Source organism: Streptomyces coerulescens, from assembly GCF_042657965.1.
GTDB lineage: Bacteria > Actinomycetota > Actinomycetes > Streptomycetales > Streptomycetaceae > Streptomyces > Streptomyces coerulescens.
The window spans coordinates 343,982-368,464 of sequence record NZ_JBHSKM010000019.1; the positions used below are offsets into that span (position 1 = coordinate 343,982).

20 protein-coding genes are annotated in these 24,483 nt (G+C 70.6%); 3 read left to right on the forward strand and 17 right to left on the reverse strand.

All coding sequences use genetic code 11. The annotated features are described in order from the left end of the window. Positions 1-21: 21 nt before the first annotated feature. Together ACFPQ9_RS24630 and ACFPQ9_RS24635 are read right to left on the reverse strand one after the other, a co-directional pair. Entirely contained in the window at positions 22-186 is a 165-nt protein-coding gene (locus ACFPQ9_RS24630) for a hypothetical protein (protein WP_380857129.1), read from the reverse strand. Between the two features lie 130 nt (positions 187-316). Next, positions 317-478, reverse strand: coding sequence for a hypothetical protein (locus tag ACFPQ9_RS24635; protein WP_380857132.1), 162 nt, complete (start codon positions 476-478; stop codon positions 317-319). Between the two features lie 125 nt (positions 479-603). On the opposite strand from ACFPQ9_RS24635, the gene ACFPQ9_RS24640 reads away from it, so the two are divergent. Then, on the forward strand, positions 604-1,716 hold the full coding sequence (locus ACFPQ9_RS24640; protein WP_380857135.1) for a M48 family metallopeptidase: 1,113 nt from the start codon (positions 604-606) through the stop codon (positions 1,714-1,716). A 47-nt stretch (positions 1,717-1,763) separates the two neighbouring features. Here ACFPQ9_RS24640 and ACFPQ9_RS24645 read toward each other — a convergent pair whose 3' ends face one another. From ACFPQ9_RS24645 to proB, 5 genes are all read right to left on the reverse strand, one after another. Beyond that, positions 1,764-2,837, reverse strand: a complete 1,074-nt coding sequence (locus ACFPQ9_RS24645; protein WP_380857138.1) for an SCO2583 family membrane protein — start codon at positions 2,835-2,837, stop codon at positions 1,764-1,766. A 122-nt stretch (positions 2,838-2,959) separates the two neighbouring features. Then, the gene (locus ACFPQ9_RS24650; RefSeq protein WP_380857141.1) at positions 2,960-3,535 is read right to left on the reverse strand and encodes an SCO2584 family spore wall biosynthesis protein; all 576 of its coding nucleotides are present in this window, start codon (positions 3,533-3,535) and stop codon (positions 2,960-2,962) included. A gap of 185 nt (positions 3,536-3,720) precedes the next feature. Further along, a complete protein-coding gene (locus ACFPQ9_RS24655; protein ID WP_380857144.1) occupies positions 3,721-5,007 on the reverse strand; it encodes a glutamate-5-semialdehyde dehydrogenase in 1,287 nt (428 codons plus the stop codon). 74 nt (positions 5,008-5,081) lie between these two features. Continuing rightward, positions 5,082-5,525, reverse strand: coding sequence for a hypothetical protein (locus ACFPQ9_RS24660; protein ID WP_380857147.1), 444 nt, complete (start codon positions 5,523-5,525; stop codon positions 5,082-5,084). A gap of 148 nt (positions 5,526-5,673) precedes the next feature. Further along, a complete protein-coding gene (gene proB / locus ACFPQ9_RS24665) occupies positions 5,674-6,801 on the reverse strand; it encodes a glutamate 5-kinase (protein WP_380857150.1) in 1,128 nt (375 codons plus the stop codon). Between the two features lie 200 nt (positions 6,802-7,001). On the opposite strand from proB, the gene ACFPQ9_RS24670 reads away from it, so the two are divergent. After that, positions 7,002-8,405 carry a polysaccharide pyruvyl transferase family protein gene (locus ACFPQ9_RS24670; protein ID WP_380858650.1) on the forward strand — a complete coding sequence of 468 codons (1,404 nt, stop codon included), beginning with the start codon at positions 7,002-7,004 and terminating at the stop codon, positions 8,403-8,405. Positions 8,406-8,601: 196 nt separating this feature from the next. After that, a complete protein-coding gene (locus ACFPQ9_RS24675) occupies positions 8,602-10,650 on the forward strand; it encodes a hypothetical protein (protein WP_380857153.1) in 2,049 nt (682 codons plus the stop codon). Here the strand turns inward: ACFPQ9_RS24675 and ACFPQ9_RS24680 are convergent. The 10 genes from ACFPQ9_RS24680 to rplU all read right to left on the reverse strand — a co-directional run bounded on the left by ACFPQ9_RS24680 (position 10,619) and on the right by rplU (position 24,472). Continuing rightward, positions 10,619-11,845: a glycosyltransferase family 2 protein gene (locus ACFPQ9_RS24680; protein WP_380857156.1), complete on the reverse strand. Its 1,227-nt coding sequence runs from the start codon at positions 11,843-11,845 to the stop codon at positions 10,619-10,621. The genes ACFPQ9_RS24675 and ACFPQ9_RS24680 overlap by 32 nt on opposite strands. 226 nt (positions 11,846-12,071) lie before the next feature. Further along, positions 12,072-14,144: a hypothetical protein gene (locus ACFPQ9_RS24685; protein ID WP_380858653.1), complete on the reverse strand. Its 2,073-nt coding sequence runs from the start codon at positions 14,142-14,144 to the stop codon at positions 12,072-12,074. A 146-nt stretch (positions 14,145-14,290) separates the two neighbouring features. Next, positions 14,291-15,790, reverse strand: coding sequence for a D-ribitol-5-phosphate cytidylyltransferase (locus tag ACFPQ9_RS24690; RefSeq protein WP_380857159.1), 1,500 nt, complete (start codon positions 15,788-15,790; stop codon positions 14,291-14,293). 193 nt (positions 15,791-15,983) lie between these two features. Then, positions 15,984-17,174: a hypothetical protein gene (locus ACFPQ9_RS24695; RefSeq protein ID WP_380857162.1), complete on the reverse strand. Its 1,191-nt coding sequence runs from the start codon at positions 17,172-17,174 to the stop codon at positions 15,984-15,986. A 92-nt stretch (positions 17,175-17,266) separates the two neighbouring features. Further along, positions 17,267-18,826, reverse strand: a complete 1,560-nt coding sequence (locus ACFPQ9_RS24700) for an alkaline phosphatase D family protein (protein WP_380857165.1) — start codon at positions 18,824-18,826, stop codon at positions 17,267-17,269. A 198-nt stretch (positions 18,827-19,024) separates the two neighbouring features. Next, positions 19,025-20,512: a VCBS repeat-containing protein gene (locus ACFPQ9_RS24705; protein WP_380857168.1), complete on the reverse strand. Its 1,488-nt coding sequence runs from the start codon at positions 20,510-20,512 to the stop codon at positions 19,025-19,027. Positions 20,513-20,556: 44 nt separating this feature from the next. Further along, positions 20,557-22,068, reverse strand: coding sequence for an integrin alpha (locus ACFPQ9_RS24710; RefSeq protein WP_380857171.1), 1,512 nt, complete (start codon positions 22,066-22,068; stop codon positions 20,557-20,559). A 233-nt stretch (positions 22,069-22,301) separates the two neighbouring features. Further along, positions 22,302-23,747 (reverse strand): GTPase ObgE, encoded by a 1,446-nt coding sequence (obgE, locus tag ACFPQ9_RS24715; RefSeq protein ID WP_380857174.1) that lies wholly within the window; start codon positions 23,745-23,747, stop codon positions 22,302-22,304. 135 nt (positions 23,748-23,882) lie between these two features. Next, entirely contained in the window at positions 23,883-24,137 is a 255-nt protein-coding gene (gene rpmA / locus ACFPQ9_RS24720) for a 50S ribosomal protein L27 (protein ID WP_030051735.1), read from the reverse strand. A gap of 14 nt (positions 24,138-24,151) precedes the next feature. Next, positions 24,152-24,472, reverse strand: a complete 321-nt coding sequence (rplU, locus tag ACFPQ9_RS24725) for a 50S ribosomal protein L21 (RefSeq protein WP_007381993.1) — start codon at positions 24,470-24,472, stop codon at positions 24,152-24,154. Between the last annotated feature and the right edge of the window lie 11 nt (positions 24,473-24,483).

The window sequence follows — 24,483 nt, forward strand, 5'->3', positions numbered from 1 at the left end:
GAGCGGGGGCCTGGCCGGGACTCAGCGGTCGCGGTTGAAGCGGGTGGTGATCCACAGCAGCAGCATGAGGATGATGAACGCGCCGCCACCGGTGGCCAGCGGGCTGATGCTGTCGTGGCTGCCGCCGTGCTCCTCGCCCTCGGCGGCGAGGGTGACCAACTGGGCAGCTGCGCTGTGGAAGCTCATCTTCGGCGTGACCTATCGGTGTGGGCGGGATAAAGATGTCGGCCCATCGTAAGCGGGCGCCATGACGGCGATCACGCCGACTCCACCGTTGGGGCGCCCCGGGCGACCGGCGGGCAACCTTCCCGGCGGTTCAGTCGTCCTTCTGCCTGTAGCCCCGCAACAGGAACCACGCGGTCAGCACACAGCCCACGACCATCACGATCAGTACGACCCGGAGCAGATTTCCCGCCCCCTGCTGCTCGGCGGCCCGCGCGGCCTCGGTGAGCCAGGTGGCCGAGGGGTTGTGCTCCATGACGCGGAACTCCTTCGCTGTAGTGCCCGTCCAAGGTAACTCCGCCTAGGCTGGGCTCTGCTTCGGGGGGCGCAAAGGGCGGAACAAGGCTCCGCAAAGGGCCGGAGAAACCCATCCACACGCACATGGGGGAAGACGACATGTCCGACGGCCACGAGCAAGGCGGGCACGAGAACGTGCCCAGCAGGCAGCGCAGGCGTTTCCCGGGGATCTCCTCGCGTGCGTACGAACACCCGGCGGACCGCTCGGCCCTGGTGGCCCTGCGCAAGCTCAGCGGCTTCGACACGGTCTTCAAGGCGCTCAGCGGGCTGCTGCCCGAGCGCAGCCTGCGGCTGCTGTTCCTGTCCGACTCGGTGCGGGTGTCGGACCAGCAGTTCACGCACCTCAACGACATGCTGCGGGACGCCTGCTACATCCTGGACCTGGAGAAGGTCCCGCCGATGTACGTCAACCAGGACCCGGTGCCGAACGCGATGTGCATCGGTCTGGACGAGCCGATCATCGTCGTCACGACGGGTCTGGTCGAGCTGCTCGACGAGGAGGAGATGCGGGCGGTCATCGGCCACGAGGTGGGCCACGCCCTCTCCGGTCACGCGGTGTACCGGACGATACTGCTGTTCCTGACCAGCCTCGCCGTCCGGGTCGCGTGGATCCCGCTCGGCAACCTCGCGATCATGGCGATCGTGACGGCGCTGCGGGAGTGGTTCCGCAAGTCGGAGCTGTCGGCGGACCGGGCGGGCCTGCTGGTCGGCCAGGACCTGCAGGCCTCGATGCGCGGCCTGATGAAGATCGCGGGCGGCAATCACCTCCACGAGATGAACGTGGACGCCTTCCTGAAGCAGGCCGAGGAGTACGAGGCGGGCGGTGACCTGCGCGACTCGGTGCTGAAGATCCTGAACGTGCTGCCCCGCTCGCACCCGTTCACCACGGTCCGCGCGGCCGAGCTGAAGAAGTGGGCCGAGTCCCGCGACTACCAGCGGCTCATGGACGGCCACTACCCGCGGCGCAGCGAGGACAAGGACACCTCGGTCACCGACTCCTTCCGTGAGTCGGCGTCCCACTACGCCACCCACGTGAAGTCCTCCAAGGACCCCCTGATGAAGCTGGTCACGGACATCGCCGGCGGCGCGGGCGACCTGGGCGGCCGGGTCCGCCGGGGCTTCGGCGGCTTCACGAGCGCCCCGCCGAGGGACGAGCCGGGGCGGGACGGCACGGACGACGCCGGGACGGAGAACTGAGGTCACCTTCAGCGCAGGTCCGGGCAACTCAGCGCACAGACCGACGCTCACACCTTCGGCTGGGCCCCAGCGGCCAGCGAGCCGCACAGGGCCGTCGCGCCGCCCGTGGCGTACGGGTCGGTGCCCGCGGGGCCGCCCTCCTTCGCCGTCTGGCCCGCGAGCAGCGGATGCAGCCGGTTCGTGGAGTCCTCGGCGCAGGACAGGGGGCCCGCCTGGACGTAGGAGACGACCAGCTGGGCCTGGTGCAGCCGCAGGTCCTCGCGGTCGAAGCGGAAGTGCAGCTCCCGGCGCACGGTGAACAGCGACGCCTCGGCCGTCTTCTCGCCGGTCGCCGCCCGCAGCGCGTAGACGAAGGTGTGGTCGGCGGTGACCTCCAGCGTCGAGGAGTCGGTCTCGGCGGCCTGGAGCGTGCCCTGCACCCGGATGCTGCGGTCGGCCAGCTCCGCCTGCGAGGAGTCGAAGCGGACCAGCCACCCGGTCGGCGCATGCCTACCGTCCGCGGCCGGGTGCCCGAAGCTCTGGTCGAACTGGTCCAGTTGGTCGGGGTCCAGCAGCACCCGCACCGGCCGGATCTGGTCGCCGGTCAGCACCTCGGGGTACAGCGAGGACCGCACGATGTAGTCCTTGGCGATGCTCAGCGCGTTGGTGACCTGGCCGTCCGAGAAGTGGGCGGTGCGCCGGGCGGCCGGCAGCGGGATGCCCTCGGCGCCGATCCGGAACTGTGCGGCCGGGCTGCTCACGTACAGGTGGTCGGTGTCGCGGGTCCCGGGCACCTCGCCCTCGGGGGCGAGTGGGATGACGGTCATCCGCAGGGGCTCGGCGGGCGGTCCGGACTCGGCGGGGCCCTGGTAGGGGTGCCGTACACCCATGTAGATCGCCGTGCCGAAGGCGACGGCGATCAGCAGGACCAGGACGAGGGCCTGCCGGGACAGCCCTCGGCGCATGGGAGGACGGCGGCGCACGGCGGGGGCGTGGTCGGCCATCCGCTCCTGCGCGGAGAACTCCTGGAGGCGGGCAGCGCGGACGAACGACTCGTCGAAGACGACGGATCGGTACTCTTCCTCGCCACCTCCGGGGCCGCCTTCGGGTGTCCCCTCAGGTGGGTCTCCTGGCCCTCCCATATCTTCAGGGTAGGTCGCTGAGAGCTCGGGTAAACGCCCCGCTGCGCGACAAGTTCTGACAGGTTCTCACCAGAATCGCCCGGCAGCTCTCCGTAGCGCTCAGGCCCTCGGTCGACTCCGTGTCAGGGCGTGCGCGGGGTCGCCGGGACGGCCGGAGGCGAGTAGTCCGCGGAGGCGGAGGGGGCCGCTCCGCTGCCTTGCTCCAGGCCGGTGGAGGCCGGGGGCGGGACCTGGTCCCTGCTGCCCGAGGAGGCGCCGCGATAGACCGCCGTGAAGGCCAGCGCGACCATGCCGATGCCCATCACGAGGGCGAGCATCCAGGCGACGGGACGGTGCCAGCGGACCTGCTTGCCGTACGTCCCCGGGGCGCCGTAGGGGCCTTCCAGGATGTCCGTGTCATCCAGATCGTCCAGCTCGGGATCATGGCCGAATCCGGTGCGGCCCTCGGGGCCGTACCCGTCGTCGTAGCGCTCGCCCCGGCCGTGGGCCCGGCGGGCTTCCGCCTCGGAGGCCTCGGCTCTGGCCTGGGCGGCGGCCAGGAGGCGCTCGACGGCGGTCGGCTCATGCACCGCGGCCGCCTGTACGAAGGCCTCGTCGAAGACCACGGAGGCGAACTCTTCGTCCGACACCCCGCGGTCGTGGTCGTCGTCGGGCTCCCAGCCGTCAGGGAACGGCGTGCCCCCCACGTCCTCCGGCACGGGATCCAGAGTAGTCCCGGGGGGTCAATTTGGGCAGACGGTATGGAAATTCATCCGGCTTGTGAGACACCCGTCCTGCGGCACGGAGGCATTCCGGGGGCGCGTGTCGGACGCATATGCCCAGGCCGCGCCCCTTGCGCCCCGCGGTCCGCCGCCGCGCCCCACGGGCCCGAGGACGGCTTGTTTCAGCGCCGTACGTGCCCGTCCCCGGTGACGATGTACTTGGTGCTGGTCAGCTCCGGCAGCCCCATCGGGCCGCGGGCGTGCAGCTTCTGCGTGGAGATGCCGATCTCGGCGCCGAAGCCGAACTGACCGCCGTCCGTGAAGCGGGTGGAGGCGTTCACCGCGACCGTCGTGGAATCGACCAGCTGGGTGAAACGGCGTGCGGCCTGCTGCGAAGTGGTGACGATCGCCTCGGTGTGGCCGGACGTCCACAGCCGGATGTGCTCGACGGCCTTGTCGAGGGAGTCCACGACCGCGGCGGCGATGTCGTACGACAGGTACTCGGTCTCCCAGTCCTCGGTCGTGGCCTCGACGGCGGTCACCTTGGAGTCCTTGGCGTACCCCATCACCCTTTCGTCCGCGTGCACGGTCACGCCGGCCTCCGCGAGGGCATCCAGGACGCGCGGCAGGAACGCGGGGGCGATGTCCTGGTGGACCAGGAGGGTCTCGGTGGCGTTGCAGACGCTGACGCGCTGGGCCTTGGAGTTGATCAGGATCTCGATCGCCATGTCGAGGTCGGCGTTGGCGTCGACGTAGACATGGCAATTGCCGGTTCCGGTCTCGATGACGGGGACGATCGACTCCGAGACGACCGTCTGGATCAGCGAGGCGCCGCCGCGCGGGATCAGCACGTCGACCAGGCCGCGGGCCCGCATCAGCTCGCGCACGCTCTCACGGCTCTCGCCGGGCACCAGCTGCACGGCGTCGGCGGGCAGCCCCGCCCCGCCCACGGCGTCCCTGATCACCCGGACGAGAGCGGTGTTCGACTCGTACGCCGAGGCCGAGCCGCGCAGCAGCACGGCGTTGCCGGACTTCAGGCAGAGGGCGGCGGCGTCCACGGTGACGTTCGGGCGGGCCTCGTAGATGATCCCGACGACGCCCAGCGGGACACGGACCTGGCGCAGGTCGATGCCGTTCGGGAGGGTCGAGCCGCGCACGACCTCGCCGACCGGGTCGGGCAGCGCGACGACGTCCCGTACGTCAGCGGCGATGGCCCGCACCCGCTCCGGCGTCAGCGTCAGCCGGTCGATGATCGCCTCGCTGGTGCCGGCCTCACGGGCCTTGGCGATGTCCTTGGCGTTGGCCTCGACGATCTCGCTGGTCCGCACCTCCAGGGCGTCCGCGATGGCGAGCAGCGCGTCGTCCTTCTCGGCCCGCGGCAGCGGAGCGAGGTCGGCGGCGGCGGCCTTGGCGCGGTAGGCGGCCCGGTTGACCGGGGACATGGAGTCGTACGGCGAGAGCGTGGTCATGAAAGAAGGGTAGTGCGGTTGCGCGGCCGTCCCCTCGCGCATTCCGAACCGCGAGACAAGACGCCCAGGGCCGCTCAATAGGGATGGACACCCACCGGGGTCGCCGGTGGCGGTCCGTAGCCCTCGGCGACGCGCTGGTGATAGGTCTCGCGGTCGATGACCTCCAGGCCGACGATCTCCCAGGGCGGCAGCCCCGCGCTCTGCCGGTGCTCGCCCCACAGGCGCAGGGCGACGGCGGCCGCGTCGTGCAGATCGCGGGCCTCTTCCCAGTAGCGGATCTCCGCGTGATCGCCCGCGTACCGGCTGGTCAGCAGAAAGGGGTGGTCGTGGGCGAGCTGTTCGAGGGCGCGCCGCACCTCCTTCAGCGGGGCCTCCCGACCGGAGACGGAGAGGGTCACGTGCCACAGGCGGGGCAGGTCCTCGGGCTGCTCGTACCGGTCGCCTGCCGCCACGCTCGTCAAGGCACGCTCCTCGCCGGCCGCTCGGGACGCCGTCGCCCCAGGGCGCACTCGTCTCACGGCGGCCTCCTTCACGCAACGGTCGAGCAGTGTGGAATGTGTCCCTGAGACAAAGTTGAGCAGGCCGCAAGGGCTCGTGGGGCGGTTTTGCGGAACGTCCACCTCAGGGCGACGTTTGAAACAGGGCGTTCCCCCCGTTTTCGGCCGGCTACGGCTCCAGGAGCACCAGGTCGTCGCGGTGCACGACCTCCCGCTCGTACTCCGCACCCAGCTCCCGCGCGAGCTCGCGCGTGGACCGCCCGAGCAATTGGGGGATCTCCTTGGCGTCGAAGTTGACGAGTCCGCGTGCGACCGCGCGCCCGGAGCCGTCGCGCAGCTCGACCGGGTCGCCCGCGCTGAACTCGCCCTCGACGGCCGCGATCCCGGCCGGGAGCAGGGACATACGGCGCTCCACGACCGCCCGTACCGCGCCGTCGTCCAGCGTCAGCGACCCCTGGGGCGTGGAGGCGTGCTGGAGCCACAGCAGACGGTCGGCGGAGCGCTTGCCGGTGGCGTGGAAGTAGGTGCCGGTGTCGCCGCCCGACAGGGCATCGGCCGCGTGGATCGCGCTGGTCAGCACGACCGGGATGCCGGCGGCGGCCGCGATCCGGGCCGCCTCGACCTTGGTGACCATGCCGCCGGTACCGACGCCCGCCTTGCCCGCGCTGCCGATCTCGACGTGCGCCAGATCCTCCGGCCCCCGCACCTCCGCTATCCGCGAGGTTCCCGGCCTGCCGGGGTCGCCGTCGTACACGCCGTCCACGTCGGACAGCAGCACCAGCAGGTCGGCGCGGACCAGGTGGGCGACCAGGGCGGCGAGGCGGTCGTTGTCGCCGAAGCGGATCTCGTCCGTGGCGACGGTGTCGTTCTCGTTGACGATCGGGAACGCGCCCATCGCCAGGAGCTTGTCGAGGGTGCGCGAGGCGTTGCGGTGGTGGGCCCGGCGGCTCATGTCGTCGCTGGTCAGCAGCACTTGGCCGACGCGGACGGCATAGCGCGCGAAGGAGGCGGTGTAGCGGGCGACCAGCAGGCCCTGGCCGACGCTGGCGGCGGCCTGCTGGCGCGCGAGGTCCTTGGGGCGGCGGCGCAGCCCCAGTGGGGCGAGCCCGGCGGCGATGGCGCCGGAGGACACCAGGACGATCTCCCGCTCTCCGCCGCTGCGGCCCTTGGCGAGGACGTCGACGAGCGCGTCGACACGGTCCGCGTCCAGACCGCCGGACGCGGTGGTCAGCGACGAGGAGCCCACCTTGACGACGACCCTGCGGGCCTCCCGCACACCCTGCCTTGCCCCTGCCACCTGTGCTCTTTCCCCTCGCGTGCGTCCGGTTCCCTGCTCGGCAATCTACGCGAAGCGGATCGTGCGGCGCGCGGGGATTCCAGCCTCCGGACAGGCGGGCGGTAACGGTTCGCTCACGCGTCGCATACGGCAAAAAGGTTGCGTTGGTTGCCTGTAGAAATCAAAGACTCGGCAAATCTAAGTTGAACGCTGTGTCACACATTGCTCACGACGGTCAGCGCGGGAAGCGCATCCTCCTCCGCTCGGGCAAGAGCCCTTACGACGTCGTCTCCGTGGAAGAGGCCCTCCATCGGGATGTCATCGCCACCAACTCCGGCAACCTGATCTTCAGCGACGCCACGCACAAGATCCTCGAGACCCCGCGCACCGAGGTCGTCTCGAACGGCATCCGCACCGATGTCTCGGCCGCGGGCCGGATCAACGAGGAGTACGACGCCTTCGTCGTCCCGCTCGCCAACGCCTTCCGCCCTTCGTTCGAGGCCCAGCTGAAGCGGCTCACCCGGCTGATCGGCAAGCTGCGGATCCCGGTGATCGTGGTGGGCGTCGGCGCGCAGACCGGCCTCGGCTACAACGCGGCGCGGCTGAAGGGCATCGAGCCGGCCGTGCGCGACTTCGTCTCCGCCGTGCTCGACCGCAGCGCCTCGATCGGGGTCCGGGGCGAGTTCACCGAGAAGTACCTCAACGACCTCGGGTTCCGGGACGTCGAGGTCATCGGCTGCCCCTCGCTCTTCCTGTGGGGCAAGGAACTGACCGTCACCAAGCGGGAGCCGGCCCTCCACCCCGGTTCCCGGATCGCGGTCAACGGCTCGCACAGCGCGGTGAAGTCCCAGGGCCTGGACCGGGTCATCACCCGCGCCCACGCCCGCTACCCCGGCCTGCGCTTCATCGGCCAGAACCTCAGCGACGCACGGCAGTTGCACTGGCGGGACATGTCCGACCCGAACAGCCTGGTCACCGCCATGCCGACGCACCCCGACCACCCGATGTACCGGGAGGACAAGGTCCGCGTCCACATCGACCCGGTCACCTGGATCGACGACCTGCGGGCGTTCGACTTCTCCTTCGGCTCCCGCATCCACGGCAACATCGCCGCGCTGCTCGCGGGCACCCCGGCCACGGTGCTGTGCGGCGACTCGCGCACCCTTGAGCTGTGCCGCTACTTCGGTATCCCGCACCGCCGGATCGACAAGCTGCCCGAGGACCTGGACCCGGCGTCGCTGTACGAGGAGGCCGACTTCGGCCCCCTGACGGACGGTCACCAGGAGCGGTTCGAGCGGTTCACGGCGTTCCTGGACCGCAACGGCCTGGAGAACACGTTCACGCACGGCGACGGCGGCGCCGCCTTCGACGCACGCATGCGGTCACTGTCCTTCCCGCCGGGCATCCGCCCGTGGAACGACGCCGACCTCGCGTCGCTCACCAGCCGGTTCGGCTGGCTGCAGAGCCAGGTCAGTGAACTCGCCACGGACAACGACCGGTTGAGGCGCGAACTGGCCCGCGCCACCAAGGCGGGCGCGATACTCCCTGCGGCGTCCGTCTACCGCCGGGCACGCCGCGCGGTGGGAGGCCCGATCCGCCGAGCACTGCAATCAGGACGGGACTAGAGCGCCCCGAAGGGGGCGCGGGGCTGTGTCGATATGCGACTCCGTCGCGTGGGCGCGACCAGCCACAACAGACCCGCAGACGACGAACGACCCATCACGGCTCTCCCTGGCGGAGCGTCACGTGCGTGTCGTCGAACGGCCGCCGCGCGTTAACCCAGGCGCAAACCACCCCGCGCCGACCTTGGAGTGACCGCAGTTGCCCACACCCCTGTCCCGCATCCCGGCCAGAGCCCTGGTCGCGGCACTCCTGGCCACGGCCTTCTGTGCCCAGGCCGTGGCCGCGCTGCGCCCGCACGTCCCGCTGCTGCTCGCCTCGACGGTCGTGTCCCTGGCCGTCGAGGGCGTGCTGTACCGCTGGCACCGCGGCCTGCTGTCGGTGTTCGCCAAGTCGCACGCGGACATCACCGTGCGCCATGTGCTGCGGGACCTGCTGCTGGTCGTCGCCCTGCTGCGGCTCGGCGAGCAGCACCGGGAGACGCTGTACACGCCGGCCGTCGCGGGTCTGCTCGCCTTCTACGCGCTGCACTGCGCGATCCAGGCGGTCTCGGTGCTGGTCCGCCGCACCCGCACCCTGCCGGTGGTCACCCGCAACATCGACGCCTCCGCGCTGCGCCTGTCCCCCGCCCCGCCGGTCCTGCTGCGCCGCCCCGGCCACCGGCTGCTGGTCTTCGGCCTCCCGGCCACCGCGGGCCTGCTGGCCACGGCGGCCACCGACGACCCGCGCTGCGCGGCCCTGGGCATCGCGCTGTCCCTGGGGCTCGGCCTGCTGGGCCTGTACGACCTTCTCGTACGGCTGCTGCCGGGCCGGCGCCCGGCGGGCGAGCGGGAGGTGCTGGAGTGGCTGGACGCCTGGCTGGCGGAGTACCGGCCGACGGCCGGGCTGTACTTCTCCGGCGGCGCCTCCTCGGCGTACCAGGCGAACATGTGGCTGGAGCCGCTCGCCCGGATTCAGGGCCGCCCGGTGATCGTGCTGCGTGAGCGGTTCATGGTGCAGAAGATCGGCCCGACCGACGTGCCGATCCTGTGTCTGCCGAAGGTGTCCACGCTGATGCGTCTGGAGGACTCCTCGCTGGAGGTCCTCATCCACCCCTCGAACTCCGGCAAGACCTCCCAGGTCCTGCGGATCCCCACGCTCAAGCACGCCTTCGTCAACCACGGGGAGAGCGACAAGCTGTCGTCCTGCAACCCGTACGCGAAGGCGTACGACGAGGTGTGGGTGGCCGGTCCGGCGGCGCGGGAGCGGTACGCGCTGGCCGAGGTCGGCGTCGAGGACAAGGACGTCGTGGAGATCGGCCGCCCGCAGCTGGACGCGGTACGGCCGCGGGAGGCGGCGCAGGCCGGTGGGCTGACGACGGTCCTGTACGCGCCGACCTGGGAGGGCTGGGACGGCAACCCGGGCAACAGCTCGGTGATCGAGGCCGGCGAGAACCTCGTACGGGCGCTGCTCGCGGACCCGGGCGTGCGGCTGCTGTACAAGCCGCATCCGCTGACGGGGTCGGTCGATCCGCGGGCGGGCGCGGCCGATCTGCGGATCCGTGAGCTGATCCGGGCGGCGGGCCGGGAGCGGTCGGGCGAGCGGCCGGGCGACAACGCGGAACTCGCCCTCAGGACGCAGGAGTTGGACCGGCTGACCACGACCGCGGTGCGGGCGGGCGCCGATCAGGTCGAGCGGATGCTGCTCCAGTCGGCGCCGGAGCCGGGGCGGGCGGCCGCGGTGGCGGCGGCCACCGCGGCCTGGGAAGAGGCGTACTGGGCCTCGCTACCCGAGGGGGAGCACCAGGTCTTCACCGAGGCGCGGCCCGCGCTGTACTCCTGCTTCGACCGGGCGGACCTGCTGATCAGCGATGTGTCGAGCGTGATCAGCGACTTCCTGGCGAGCGGGAAGCCGTACGCCGTGGCGAACACCAGCGGCCTCGCGGAGGACGTGTTCCGCAAGGCCTTCCCGACGGTGCGTGCGGCGATCGTGCTGACGCCGGACGCGGCCGGGGTGCCGGACCTGCTGGAGACGGTGCGGCACCCCGAGAAGGACGAACTCGTCGAGGCACGGGCCGAGTTGAAGCGCCATCTGCTGGGGCCGGACGAGCCGGCGTCACAGGTGCGCTTCGACGGGGCCGTACAGGCGCTGTGCTCGGCGGCCCGGGAGCACCGGGCGCGGATGGCGGAGCGGCTCGCGGCGGAGGCCGCCACGGAGATCCCCGACCAGCGCCGGTCGCCTACGCCGCCGCAGCCCGCCCACCCGGCGTAGCCCCGCCGGAGGACCTCAGCACCCGGCGCGCCTTGCGCACCGCACGCCGCAGGAACGAGTCCGCGCCGCCCTCCCGGTAGCCGGGGTAGGCGCGGGCCTGGCGCGGTTCGGCGAGGTAGACCGCGTCGGGGATGCCCGCCGCCGCGTCCCGGAAGTGCGGGTAGGCGAGATAGACACGGCGGCCCTTCTTCTCCAGGAGGGCCGCCGGCTGCTTCTTGGCCTTGACGAACTCCACGACGGGCAGCAGGAGTTCGGGGCGCTGCTCGGCGACCAGGTGCAGCCGCAGCCGTTCGTCGACCTTGAGGCGGCGGGCGATGCCCGGCGTCCAGAAGGCCTCCATGAGGGGTTTCGCCAGTTCCAGCTTGTGCCGGCGGACCTTGTCGCTGTCCTTGGCGTACTTGGGCCCGAACTGCGGCAGCAGGGTGATGAGGAAGGGCCGGAGCATGAGCAGGTCGCGGCGGTCCCCCGCGGGTATGTGCTCGGCTATCAGGTTCATCAGGGCGCGCGCGGAGTCGAAGCGCAGGCTGTAGCCGCCGCTCTTGGTGACGTGCTTGCCGTCGTCGCGGCCCACCAGGTAGTAGCAGGTGTAGTCGGCGATCACGGAGACGCCGTCGGCCCGCAGGTAGGCCTCCATCGTGAACAGCGCGTCCTCGCCGGTCCACAGCGACTCGTCGAAGCGCATGTTGTGCCGGGTCAGCAGCTCACGGCGGAACAGCTTCTGCGCGCTCAGGGTGAACTTGATGTTGGAGGAGAAGACGTCCGTCCGCTCCAGCGTCTTACCCCACATCGACTTGGGCGCGGTGCGGTTGACGCCCTCGATCCGGCCGAGCACCACGTCCGTGCCGTTCGTGTCGGCCATCGCGACCATGCGCTCCAGGGCCTCGGGGCCCAGCCGGTCGTCGGCGTCCAGGAAGAAGACGTAGCGCCCGGTCGCCTTGCCCAGCCCCACGTTGCGCGGGCCGCTCGGCCCGCCGGAGTTGTCCTGCCTGATCACGGTCACCTGCATGGGCACCCGGCCCGCGAACTCCTCCAGGCACTCCCCCGTGCCGTCCGTCGAACCGTCGTCGACGGCGATGACCTCGATGCGCCCCGGGTCGATGGTCTGTGCCTCGACTGACGCCAGGCACTCGACGAGGTACGGCATCGCTTCGTACGCCCCGATGATCACAGTCACATCAGGCTGCGTGACGGTCACGTTTCCCCCTTGTCAATGGGATATTTCCCCCTGTATCAGCTCATTCGCTACCTGGTAGACGGGTGGGTCCGGGAAGCGGTTGCCTCATGGACGTGCTTTGGTGAGTCAGATCACATGGGGAACTGACATGGAGTCACGCTATTCGGGAAACGTAAGAGGCCGACGAGAACGGCGCGGCCCCCGAGGAATGCTCCTCGGGGGCCGCGCCGTTGGTGGGGTGCGGGGGTCAGCCGTTCAGGTCGTCCCCGGCCGCCGTCAGCCGCTGCGCCGGCACGGGCGCCGGCTCCGGCTCGGCGGCTCCGGCCGCCGCCCGTGACTCCTGGCCGACGTTGCGGGCGTCGGCCTTGATCGCGAGGTTCGCCACGGCGGTGTTGAACTGCTCGATGGACGTCGGCTCGTCCGGTCCCAGCAGGTACCGCTTGAGGTCGGCGCGGTCCTCGGCCAGCGAGTCGGCCGCCGGGTCGCGTACGGCGTCCAGCAGGCCGTCCAGCTCGGTGGCGGCGTTCGACAGGATCACCGCGGCACGCACGGCCGTGTTCTGCCGCTTGAACTCCTCCACGCCGAGCTCGGCCGAGTCGGTGACGGCGTACGGCTTGCCGCTGGCGATGAAGTCGGACACCACGCTGGAGATGTCGGAGACCATCGCGTCGGAGACGTTGAAGCAGTCGTACAGACGCGGCTCGGCGCCCGTGATGACGCGGTGCTCGTGGCTGCCGAAGGAGCGCCAGTACGCGGCGTTCCACTCGGCGCGCAGCCGGGCGGCCTCCTCGTACCGGGCGAGGTCGACCATGCCGTCGCGGGTGGCCTCGGCCTCGTCGCCCTTGGCGTTGCCGTTGCCCTTGCCGGACAGCTCGGCGAGCCGGGTCTCGATCCGGGCCAGCTCGGCCTTGGCGGCGGCGCGCTCGGCGGCGTCGGCGGTGAAGCGCGCGTCGCCCGCGCGCTCGACGGCGGCCTGCTCGACCAGGGCGGTGATCCGGCGGTGCGCGGCGCCGGCCTCCTTGCTGACGGTGCCGGTGAACGGGTGCGGCTTGTACAGCACACGGACCGGCGGGTCGGCCTTCACCAGCTTCTCGACGATGTTCTCGCCGGCCAGCACGATCGAGGTGTTGCCGGGGTTGCCGTCCCAGCCCTCCCAGGTGGGCGCGTACAGCACCGTCGGGATCCGCCCCCCGGGGACACCGCTGAAGCTCTGGATCGGCGCCAGCTGAGGACGGCCGACCTCGACGATGTCATCGTCGCGGACGCCGACGTCCGCTATGGCGTAGCGGTCGCGGCCCGCCCGGCCGGCGGTCCACACCTCGTCGTAGACCTTGCTGTACGGGTTGACGCTGGCCAGCTTGTCGCTGTCGCCGTGGCCGATGAAGACGTGCTTCATGGTGGGCACGCGCAGCAGGTGGATGTTCTTGCCCACGTTCGCGGCGTACAGGGCGACGCGCACGTTGGTCAGGTCCAGGTTCATCAGGTGGACGCCGCCGGGCACGCAGATCACGGGGACCGTGGTGGGCGCCAGGTTGTTCAGGATGACCCGCTCACGCAGGATGATCAGCGGCTTGGAGTCCAGCTGCTCCATGGTCTCCAGCCACATGTTGACCTGGTAGGCGGAGTCCTTGGAGCCGGAGAAGTACAGCACCGTCTCGGGCCGGTACTCGGCCAGCCAGTCGTCGACGGCGGCCAGCACCTTCTCGGCGTTCGGCGGGATCTTCGCGCCGCGGACGTACGGCACGAGCCCGAGGACGTACAGGCAGCCCAGGCCCACGGTGACGCCGATGCCGATGAAACCGGCGACGGCGGACTCCAGAGCGGCCGAGACGAGGATGCCGGCGACGGCCGCGAGGTCGAGGTGCAGCATCTTCTCGGCGGAGCGGTGCAGCAGTACGCGCGGCGGGGCGTCCGGGATGCGGATGCGCGAGGCCAGATCGACGTTGCGGGTGGCGACCGGCATCCGGCGGCGGTTGCGGATCAGGGTGACCAGCGCGCCGTGCGGGGCCTGGAGGCCGTAGAAGGCGATGAAGCAGGCGATCGCACCGTAGTAGATCAGGTCGTCCGCGAGACCGAGCCGGGCGAGCAGCAGGATCAGCAGCAGCTGCCGGATCAGGAAGCGGATCGACAGACCGGCCCGGACCTTGCTCAGGCGGTTGACCAGATAGCTGCCCTTGCGGTGCAGATAGTGGTCCGCCAGGTACGTCACGGCGGCCGCGGCGGCGAAGGCGGGGACGCTCGGGACGAGCGCGGCCAGCATGAGTGCCGGGAAGCCCAGCATCATGAGGGCCGCCGCGGCCAGCTCGGCCGCGCTGCCCACCCGGGCGACGCGAATAGCAGTGGATATCACGTAGAACCTGCTCAGGAGAGGGGCCGGTCTGAAGGGGGAAGGACTCAGGCCCCTGTGAATTCTTCGTGAACGAAGATTCGCAGAGGCCTGAATTCCATAAGGCTATTAAATCTTGATTATGCCATGCCGTCCTGCCGGTCGAGGACGCTGGCCAGCGCCTGCTCGAAGCCGGAGGCCTGGCCGGCGGCCGCCGTCGGGTCCTGCTGGCGGACGTCGATGACATGGCCGGTCAGCTCGGAGAGCAGCACGTCGAGGGAGGTCCGGGCGACCGCCTCGGAGGACAGCAGGCTGCCCGCGGGCTCCTGGCCGAAAGCCTTGGTACGCATCGGCGTGGCGGTGCGCTCGGGGTTGATGCAGTTCACCCGGATGCCGTCGCCGGCCCACTCGTCGGACAGGGCCTGGGTGAGGTTCACCATGGCGGCCTTGGTCGAGGAGTACAGGCTGTACTCGGCGCGACCGCGGGTGTAGCTGCTGGAGGTGTACAGCAGCAACTGGCCCTTGGTCTCGGAGAGGTACTTGTACGAGGAGCGCGCGATCTGCACCGGGGCCAGGTAGTTGACCTTCAGCGCCTCCTCGATGGTGGCGTTGTCGGTCTCGGCCAGCTTGCCGATGCGCAGCACACCGGCGGTGTTGACGACGTAGTCGATCCGGCCGGTCTCCGCGTACGCCTTGGACAGCGCGTCGTCGACCTCCTCCGGGTTCTCCACGTGCGTGCCGGTGGTGGAGCGGCCCAGCGCGTACACCGTGGAGCCGTAGGACTCGGCGAGTTCGGCGATGTCCTTGCCGATGCCGTAGCTGCCGCCGAAGACGACGACGGTCTTGCCGGTCAGCAGCTCGCGGTAGGCCTCCTCGCTCACCTGCTCGGGAGCGGCGGTGGAGGCCAGCTGGAAGAGCTTGTCGGCGATGAAGACGTCGACCGGCTGGGTGACCTTCATGTTGTACTCGTCGCCCGCGACGACGTGGATCGGCACGTCCGGCAGGTACTTGAGCACGACGGAGCAGTCGTCCGTGGCCTGGAAGTTGGGGTCACCCGCGGCGACCTCGTAGGCCCGCTTGATCGTGGACAGCTTGAACGCCTGCGGCGTCTGGCCGCGGCGCAGCCGGGAGCGGTCCGGGATCTCGGTGATGAACTCGCCGTCCTCGCCGTGCGTGCGCGTGACGATGATGGTGTCCGCGGACGGGATGGCGACGTCGACGGCCTGGAAGCGCTCGAGGGCCACGACACAGTCGTCGATCACGCGCTGTGACAGCAGCGGGCGTACGGCGTCGTGGAAGAGGACGTTCAGGTCCTCGCCCTCGGCCAGGCCCTCACCGAGGGCCTCGATGGCGCGCTCGGTGGTCTCGTTTCGCGTGGAGCCGCCTTCAATGATCTTCTTGACCTTGGTGAACCCGGCCTTGGCGACGATCTTCTCGATGTCCGGCACGTAGCCGGGCGCCATCAGCACGATGACGTCGTCGATCGAGTCGGCCTTCTCGAAGGTGGTCAGGGTGTGCTCGATGACTGCCTTGCCGGCGATCTTCAGCAGCTGCTTGGGGATCGACAGACCCACCCGCTGACCGGTGCCACCGGCCAGGATCACTGCGGTGGTACGGGGCTTGGCTATGTGCTGGGACACAGGTGACCTACCTTGTGGCGACTGGGAACCCGGAAATGGTCCCACTTGTGGTTACCGCAGTGCAAGGTGAGCGTCCCCGGCCGCATATGTGCGCGCAACCTGTCATTCACCTTGTACGCATGGTCAATGGCGAGAGGCCCTCCGGAGGTTCCTGATCATTGCTGTGAGTAACCGCACAGGGGGCGACGCGGGCTCAGCGAAGCCGCAGCCGCTTGAGGCAGCGATGGCCGAGTACCCGCACGAGTTCACCCGAAGAGGCCTGGTGGACGGTGCGCGCCCTGACCTGACCGACCGGCACCGCAGCGGCCGCGGCGAGGGCCCCGTAGAGCGCCCGGGCGGCGACCTCGGGGGCGATGCGCGGCCCGGCCTCCGTCCCGGTCGCGGGCTCGGGCCCGGCCGAAAGAAGGCGCATGTCACCGAGGACCCGCACCCCCATGCCCCCGATACGCTCCGCCATCTCCGCGCCGATCCCGGCGGCGGCCTCGACGGCCCACCGCGGGGTGCCGATCTTCACATCGCCGGGACCGGGAGTGCACGTGTTCTTCATATGCATCACGGCGCCGTTCCGGACGAGCCGTGAATACAGCTCCGGTGGCAGTTCATTGGCCCGGAATTCCTTATTAAGATTCCGCAGCATTTCGGTCTCGGCGAGGGTGAGTGAGCGATTCGCCGTGTCCGGAACGGGACTCAACAGACCTTTCGGCAGCCCGAGTAGCGCCTCGAAGGTGCGCATCAGCCCCTCGCGGTCGGTGTCGTCCACCACGACGACGGTGACGCGCTCGGCGCCGGCCACCCGCGCCCAGCGCTCGACGAGCCGGTCGTGCCGGTGCCGGTGCCAGAAGCTGGGGTTGGGCTTCTCGTACGGCGGCTTCCTCAGCAGGTGCGTGAGCCAGTCCTCGTAGCCCATGCGCAGGCCGTTCTGCACGTACTGCTGCCACTGCGAGGGCATGATCCGTGCGAGCGGGCGCAGGGTGACCAGGACATGTACCCGGCCGCGGTCGCCGTCGAGCTGCTCGACGATCCGCCCGATCGTCCCGTCGTCGGGGGCGTCGGCGAAGAACTCGCTGCTCAGCACCGAGGTGCGCCGGCCCGTGGCGCGGACCTGCTCCAGCAGCCGCTGCCAGTGCCGCTCGGTGGGCGGGGTGTCGCCCAGCATGCCGGTGCGGGCGCAGGCGGCCAGGACCGCCTCCATGGGGTGCCGGGTGCCGGCCGGCCACTCGACGCCGTGCCGGGCCATCTCGTCCTTCGCCGCGAACAGCGCCCCCTGGATCGAGGTGGTGCCGGTCTTGTGCGGGCCGATGTGCAGCAGCCGGGTCCCGGCGGGAAGCGGGGCGATCGCGGCGGGGTTGCCCCGGAGTTCATCTCTCGTACAGTCCGTCTCCATGGTCAGAGGACGGTAAGAGAGGTTCCTGAGACCGTGCTGAGAGTGACCTGGGACACGGATGAGTCCCAGGTCCCCACCAGCCGTTACGGCGGTTACACGACCTCGACGCCCGGCCGGCCCGACTCCACCCGCAGCCGCGCGAGCGTGCTCGGCGTCGCCGTCTGCTGCCGGACCGTGTCCACGATCCGCACCTGTGCGTCGATCCCGTCGCGGCGGATGTCGAAGAGGTGGTAGCCGCGGTGGGCGTCGAGCAGCTTCCAGTGCGGGTTGTCCGCCACGCGCGGGTCCCATTCGCGGTGGAAGGCGTCCTGGTCCTGGTCGCCGTTGCTGGAGATGGACGTACCGACGAACTCGGCGCCGACGACCGCGGAGTCCGGGTCGGCGTAGTCCTCCTTGAGGTCGCTGATCATCGTCAGATGGCGGTCGCCGGTGAACACGACCGGGTTGCGGACGTGCTTCAGCTCCTCCATCAGGGCGTTGCGCTCCACCTGGTAGCCGTCCCAGGCGTCGTAGAACCAGAGCTTGCCCGGGCCGACCTGGAGGTCGGTCTCGGCCATCATGATCTGCGAGCCGATCATGTTCCAGCGGGCCGGCGAGTGCCGCAGCCCGTTGATCAGCCACTGCTTCTGCTCCGCGCCCAGCATGGTGAGCGCGGGGTCCTGGGCCGCCTCCTGGCTCTTGACCTGGTCGCTGCGGTACTGCCGGGTGTCCAGCACGCTCAGGCGGGCCAGCCGGCCGAACTCCAGGCGGCGGTACATCTGGATGTGCGGGCCGTTCGGGATGGCGCTCGCCCTGACCGGCATGTGCTCGTAGAACGCCTGGTAGCCGGCGGTCAGCCGGGCCACGAAGGCGTCGTGCGACTGCTTGTCCGGGTCCTGCGGGATCTCGCCGGCGAAGTCGTTGTCGATCTCGTGATCGTCGAAGGTCACCACGAAGGGCGCGTTGGCGTGCATCGCCGCGAGGTCCGGGTCGGTGCGGTACTGGGCGTACCGGTTGCGGTACTGCGTCAGGCTGTACGGCTCACCCGTGCCCTCGTGCCGGCGCACGCCCGTCGACGACGGCGTGGACTCGTAGATGTAGTCGCCGACGAACAGCACGAAGTCGGGGTCCTGGTCGAGCATGTCGGCGTACGGCGTGAAGTAGCCGTGCTGCCAGTTCTGGCAGGACGCCAGCGCCATGCGGAGCCGGCCGCCGGAGCTGTGCGGGTGGGGCGCGGTGCGGGTGCGGCCGGTGGGCGACAGCTGGCCGCCGGCGCGGAAGCGGTACCAGTACGTACGGCCCGGGCGGAGCCGCCGTACGTCGACATGCACGCTGTGTCCCAGCTCGGGCCGGGCCTGGGCGACGCCGCGGCGCACCGGCTTGCGGAACCGCTCGTCCTCCGCGAGCTCCCACTCGACCGAGACGACCGCGTCGGGCATGCCGCCGCCGCCCAAGGGGTCGGGGGCGAGCCGCGTCCACAGCACGATGCCGTCCGGCAGCGGGTCGCCGGACGCCACGCCGAGGCTGAACACGCCGTCGGGCAGCGGGGTTTCGGCGGCCCGGGCCGCGGTCGGCAGCCACAGCTGGGCGGAGGCGGCGGCGCCGAGCACAGCGGCTCCGGCGGTCAGGAAACGGCGTCTGTCGGTCGACACGGATCCGGTCTCTCCGGTCATCGGCGAACTCCCTTGCCTCGCTGGCCTCTTGGACACTTCGGATGCTCATGCCTCAGGGCGGTCCGCCCGTTGAACGGCATACTTCGCGTGCATGACAAACAGGGAGACAACAGAAGACCCGTCGCAGGAGCACACGAACGTGCCCCGACCGCGACGGGTCCGCCGGTGGATCAGTGGGTGAACCCGGCGCCGAGTGGATCAGTAGGTGAACCCCGCGCCGAGCCGGGCCTTCGCCGCGACCGTGCCGAGGGTCCCGGCACCGAAGGTGAACGAGCCGGTCGGGGTGATCCCGGCCGAGGTGGACCTGAACACCCACACCGAGCCGGCGTCGGCGTTCTCCCCCGGTGCGCCGACGGCGAGTTCGGCACGGCCGTCGCCGTCGCCGTCGACGAGGTGGGTGGCGGTGCCGAAGACGTCCTTGGTCTCCGCCACGCCCGGCACACCGGCGGTGTTCTGGTTGACGCCCTTGGCGCCCGCGCCGGTCAGGCCGTTCGCGCCGCCGCGCAGGACGACGGTGCCGCCGGCGTCGCTGAGGCCGTCGAAGTCCTCGCCGGGTACGCCGGTCGCGACATCGGCGTACCCGTCGCCGTCGACGTCGGCGACCGAGATGTCGGTGCCGAAGCCGTCGCCGCGCTCGGCGGCGCCCGGGACTCCGGCGCTGTCCTGGTTGACGTACGTCGCCTTCGTGCCGAGCGGGCCGTTCGCGGAGCCGGGGATGAAGGCGACCCGGCCGCCCTTGGGGATCGGGGTGTCGAGGTCGCTGTCGTAGCCGTCGACCGGGCGGCCCACGACGATGTCCGCGTACCCGTCCCGGTTCACGTCACCGACGCCGACGGACTCGCCGCCCTGCACCCGCCAGTCCCTGCTGTCCCGGAGCACGACGCCCTCGGCTGCGAGCCCGTCGGCGGTGCCCCGCCAGTACGTGATGCGGCGGGCGTCGTACTCGTCACCGTCGTTCATCGTGCCGACGACATCGTCGATGCCGTCGCCGTCGACATCGCCGGTGGCCAGATCCAGGAACCTGGGGTCGGAGTCGTCCGCGACGGTCTGCTCGCCACCGCTCGCCGAGCCGTCCCGGCCGAACGGCCCCTTGACGACGCGCAGTTTGTACGTGCCTTCCACGACCACGAGGTCCGTCGCCCCGTCGCCGTCCACATCGCCGAGGGTGAGCCGTCCGTGGTCGCTGAGCCGGTCATAGGTGTCGTGCCCGTACGCCAGCGCGGCCCCGCCGGACAGCCCGTTCGGGCCGCCCCAGACGACCTGCACGAGCCCGGTCTCGGCGCCCCCTTCCACGCTGTCCTCGCCGGTGACGCCGACCACGAGGTCGTCGTAGCCGTCCTGGTCGAGGTCCGCGCCGCTCACCGCGCTGCCGAACCGGTCGTCGGTCTCGGCGGAGTCGGTGACGCCGGGGGTGTTCTGGCTGATGACCTGCTTGGACGAGGTCTTGAGCCCGGTCGCCGAGCCGTACACGACGGCGACGTATCCGGCCTTCGTCTTCCCGCCGACGGTCGCCTCGGGCGCCGCCACCGCGAGGTCGGAGTAGCCGTCGCCGTTGAAGTCGTCGTGCCGCTCGGCGGCGGCCGGCGCCGGACCGGCCGCCGCCTGCGATGCCGGGAGAACAACGGCCCCGGTGACGGCCATGACGACCGCGAGGCCCGTGCGGAGCATGCCGCGGTGCTTGTTCATGTCGCTTTCTCCTGTGTCGCGTTCGTACGGGTATGTGGTCGCCGTCAGTCGGCCGTCGAGGCTCCGAACAGGGCCCCGGTCGCGGGCAGGCCCATGGTGGCCGGGCCGAACGAGAAGGAGCCGCTCGCCGTGACGCCGGTGGAGGTGGCGGAGAAGACCCAGGCGGAGCCGTTGCCCGCGTTCTCGGCCGCGTCGCCGACGACCAGGCCGTCCTTCTTGTCGCCGTTGCCGTCGACGAGGGCGGTCTCCGCGCCGAAACGGTCGGCCTTCTCGGCGGTGCCCGGCACCCCGGCGGTGTTCTGGCCGAAAGACTTGTGGCCGCTCGCGGTGAGCCCGCTCGCACTGCCGCGCAGCACCAGCACGGTGCCCGCGTCGGTGAGGCCGTCGAAGTCCTCGCCGGGCAGCCCGGTCGCCACGTCGAGGTAGCCGTCGCCGTTCGTGTCGCCGATCGACAGACCCGAGCCCATGCCGTCGTGGTACTCACCGGCCCCCGGCACGCCAGGGCTGTCCTGGTTGATCCACACCGGCTTGCGGGTGGTGGAGACACCGCCGGGGCCGCCGTACACGACGATCAACGCGCCGCCCTTGGTGGGCAGTTCGACATCGCTGTCGTAGCTGTCGCCGGAGTGGCCGACGACGATGTCTCCGTAGCCGTCCTTGTTCAGGTCGCCGATCTCGATGTCCTCGCCGCCGATGATGCGGCCCTGGCCGTCCTTCAGCACGCCCTTGTCGGTGAAGCCGCCGGGCCCGCCGACGAGCAGCGACACCACGCGTGAGTCGGACTCCTCGGTGGAGGTGCTGCCGACGGCCAGGTCGGCGATGCCGTCTCCGGTCACGTCACCGGCCGCGATCAGCCTGAAGAAGCTCATGTCGTCCGGGTCGACGGTGAAACGCCTGCTGCCCGCCGAGTCGCCGCCGCGGGTGAACGGGCCGCGCAGCACACTGCCGTCGCCCTCGGAGAGGTCGTCGCCGTACGGGTCGCCCATCATCGTCACATCGGGGTTCTTGTCCCCGTCGACGTCGGCCACGGCGAAGGCTCCGAGGCTGGTGGCCGGGATGCCCTGAAGAACGGTCGGCTCGGCCGAGAGCCCCTTGGGCCCGCCCCAGTTGACGACGACGAAGCGTCCCTCGTAGCCGCTCACCGGGCTCGACCTCATGCTTGACAGCAGGTCGGCGTAGCCGTCCCGGTCGAGGTCGGCGCTCTGCAGCCCGGAGCCGTACTCGGTCCGCGCCGGTGCGACTCCCGTCCGGCTCGACCAGGTCAGCACCTGCTTGCGCGAGGTCGACAGTCCGCTCGCCGAGCCGTACAGCACGCTGACGGCGCCGGCCTTCGGCTGCTTGCCGAGCGCGGTGCCCGGCGCGCCGATCGCCACGTCCGGATACCCGTCACCGTTGAAGTCGTCGTGCAGCCGCTTGCTGCTCGGCGCCGCGGTGGTCGCCTCCGTCGCGGCGTTGACGGCGGGGACCGCCAGTGCGCCGGCGACGAGCGCGACGCCGGTGGCGAGTCCCAGGCGTCTGCGGCGGGACAGGACGGTGCGGCGGGAACGCGAGGGCACGGCAACTCCGGCAGTCGGAACGGCGGTTGGAGCGCGCGACAAGGACCAAGATCCTCATCCGCACCGCCCAGTACGACTCACCGGAATGCCAGGGGGTTGCCCTCGGATACGCCGGGAGTTTTCCCGCCGTTCACCGATTCGGCCAGTGCCCGGCTGATGCGGCCGGTGCCCGGGTCCGGACACGACGACGCCGGGGCGCCTCTCGGCACCCCGGCGTCGTCAAAAGCGGCTGTCTAGAACGGCTCGAAGTCGTCGAACTCCCGCGCCGCCTCGTCCCGTTCGGCCTCCTTGTCACGCCTGCGCTGGGCGGCGGGCCGCGGTGCCTCGAAGCGGTGGTCCTCGCCGCGGCGCCCGAGCATCTCGGCACCGGACATCATCGTCGGCTCCCAGTCGAAGACGACGGCGTTGTCCTCGGGGCCGATGGCGACGCCGTCCCCGGCGCGGGCACCCGCCTTCATCAGCTCCTCCTCGACACCGAGGCGGTTGAGCCGGTCGGCGAGATAGCCCACCGCCTCGTCGTTGTTGAAGTCGGTCTGCCGCACCCAGCGCTCGGGCTTCTCGCCCCGCACCCGGAACAGCGGCTCCCCGCCGGCTTCCTCGGGCGTCACGGTGAACCCGGCGTCGTCGACGGCCTTGGGCCGGATCACGATCCGCGTCGCCTCTTCCTTCGGCTTCGCGGCCCGCGCCGCGGCCACCAGCTCGGCCAGCGCGAACGACAGCTCCTTCAGACCCATGTGCGCCACCGCCGACACCTCGAAGACCCGGTAACCACGGGCCTCCAGGTCGGGCCGCACCATCTCGGCGAGGTCCTTGCCGTCCGGTACGTCGATCTTGTTCATGACGACGATCCGCGGCCGGTTGTCCAGGCCGCCGTACTCCCGCAGCTCCGCCTCGATGATGTCCAGGTCGGAGACGGGGTCACGGTCGGACTCCAGCGTCGCGGTGTCCAGGACGTGCACCAGCACGCTGCACCGCTCGACGTGCCGCAGGAACTCAAGGCCCAGGCCCTTGCCCTGGCTGGCGCCCGGGATGAGCCCCGGGACGTCGGCGATGGTGTACACGGTCGAACCGGCCGTCACCACACCGAGGTTCGGCACGAGCGTCGTGAAGGGGTAGTCGGCGATCTTCGGCTTGGCGGCGCTCAGCACCGAGATCAGCGAGGACTTGCCCGCGCTCGGGTACCCGACCAGGGCGACGTCGGCGACCGTCTTCAGCTCGAGGACGATGTCCTGGAGGTCCCCCGGCTCGCCGAGCAGCGCGAATCCGGGCGCCTTGCGCCGGGCCGAGGCCAGCGCGGCGTTGCCGAGACCGCCCCGGCCGCCCTGCGCGGCGACGTACGACGTGCCGTGCCCCACCAGGTCGGCGAGGACATTGCCCGCCTTGTCCAGCACCACCGTGCCGTCCGGCACCGGCAGCACCAGGTCCTGGCCGTCCTTGCCGGAGCGGTTGCCGCCCTCACCGGGCTTGCCGTTGGTGGCCTTGCGGTGCGGGGAGTGGTGGTAGTCGAGCAGCGTGGTGATCGACTGGTCGACGGTCAGGATGACGTCACCGCCACGTCCGCCGTTGCCGCCGTCGGGTCCGCCGAGCGGCTTGAACTTCTCACGGTGGACGGAGGCACAGCCGTGGCCTCCGTTACCCGCGGCGACGTGCAGCTCGACGCGGTCCACGAAGGTGGTCATGGTAGGTGCCTCCAGCACTGCGAAAACGTACGTATATGTCTCTGCTTTAACACGCGAAAGGCGGACCCGCCTTCCCGCACGGGAAGTGAGGTCCGCCTCGCGAAACGCTCGGTCAGAGCCGTTGAGTCAGAAGACTCAGGCGACCGGAACGATGTTCACGACCTTGCGGCCACGGCTGGTGCCGAACTCCACCGCACCGGCCTGAAGCGCGAACAGCGTGTCGTCGCCGCCACGGCCGACGCCCGCGCCCGGGTGGAAGTGGGTGCCGCGCTGACGGACCAGGATCTCGCCCGCGTTGACGACCTGACCGCCGAAACGCTTCACGCCGAGGCGCTGAGCGTTGGAGTCACGACCGTTACGGGTGGACGATGCGCCCTTCTTGTGTGCCATCTCTCCTCAGTCCCTTACTTCGCAGCCGCGGGGATCTCAGTGACCTTGATCGCCGTGTACTGCTGGCGGTGGCCCTGACGACGGCGGTAGCCGGTCTTGTTCTTGTAGCGAAGGATGTCGATCTTGACGCCCTTGTGGTGGTCCACGACCTCGGCCTGGACCTTGATGCCGGCCAGGACCCACGGGTCGCTGGTCACAGCGTCGCCGTCGACAACGAGCAGGGTCGAGAGCTCGACCGTGTCGCCAACCTTGGCAGTGGAAATCTTGTCAACCTCAACGATGTCGCCGACAGCAACCTTGTGCTGGCGACCACCGCTGCGCACGATGGCGTACACGCGGATCTCAC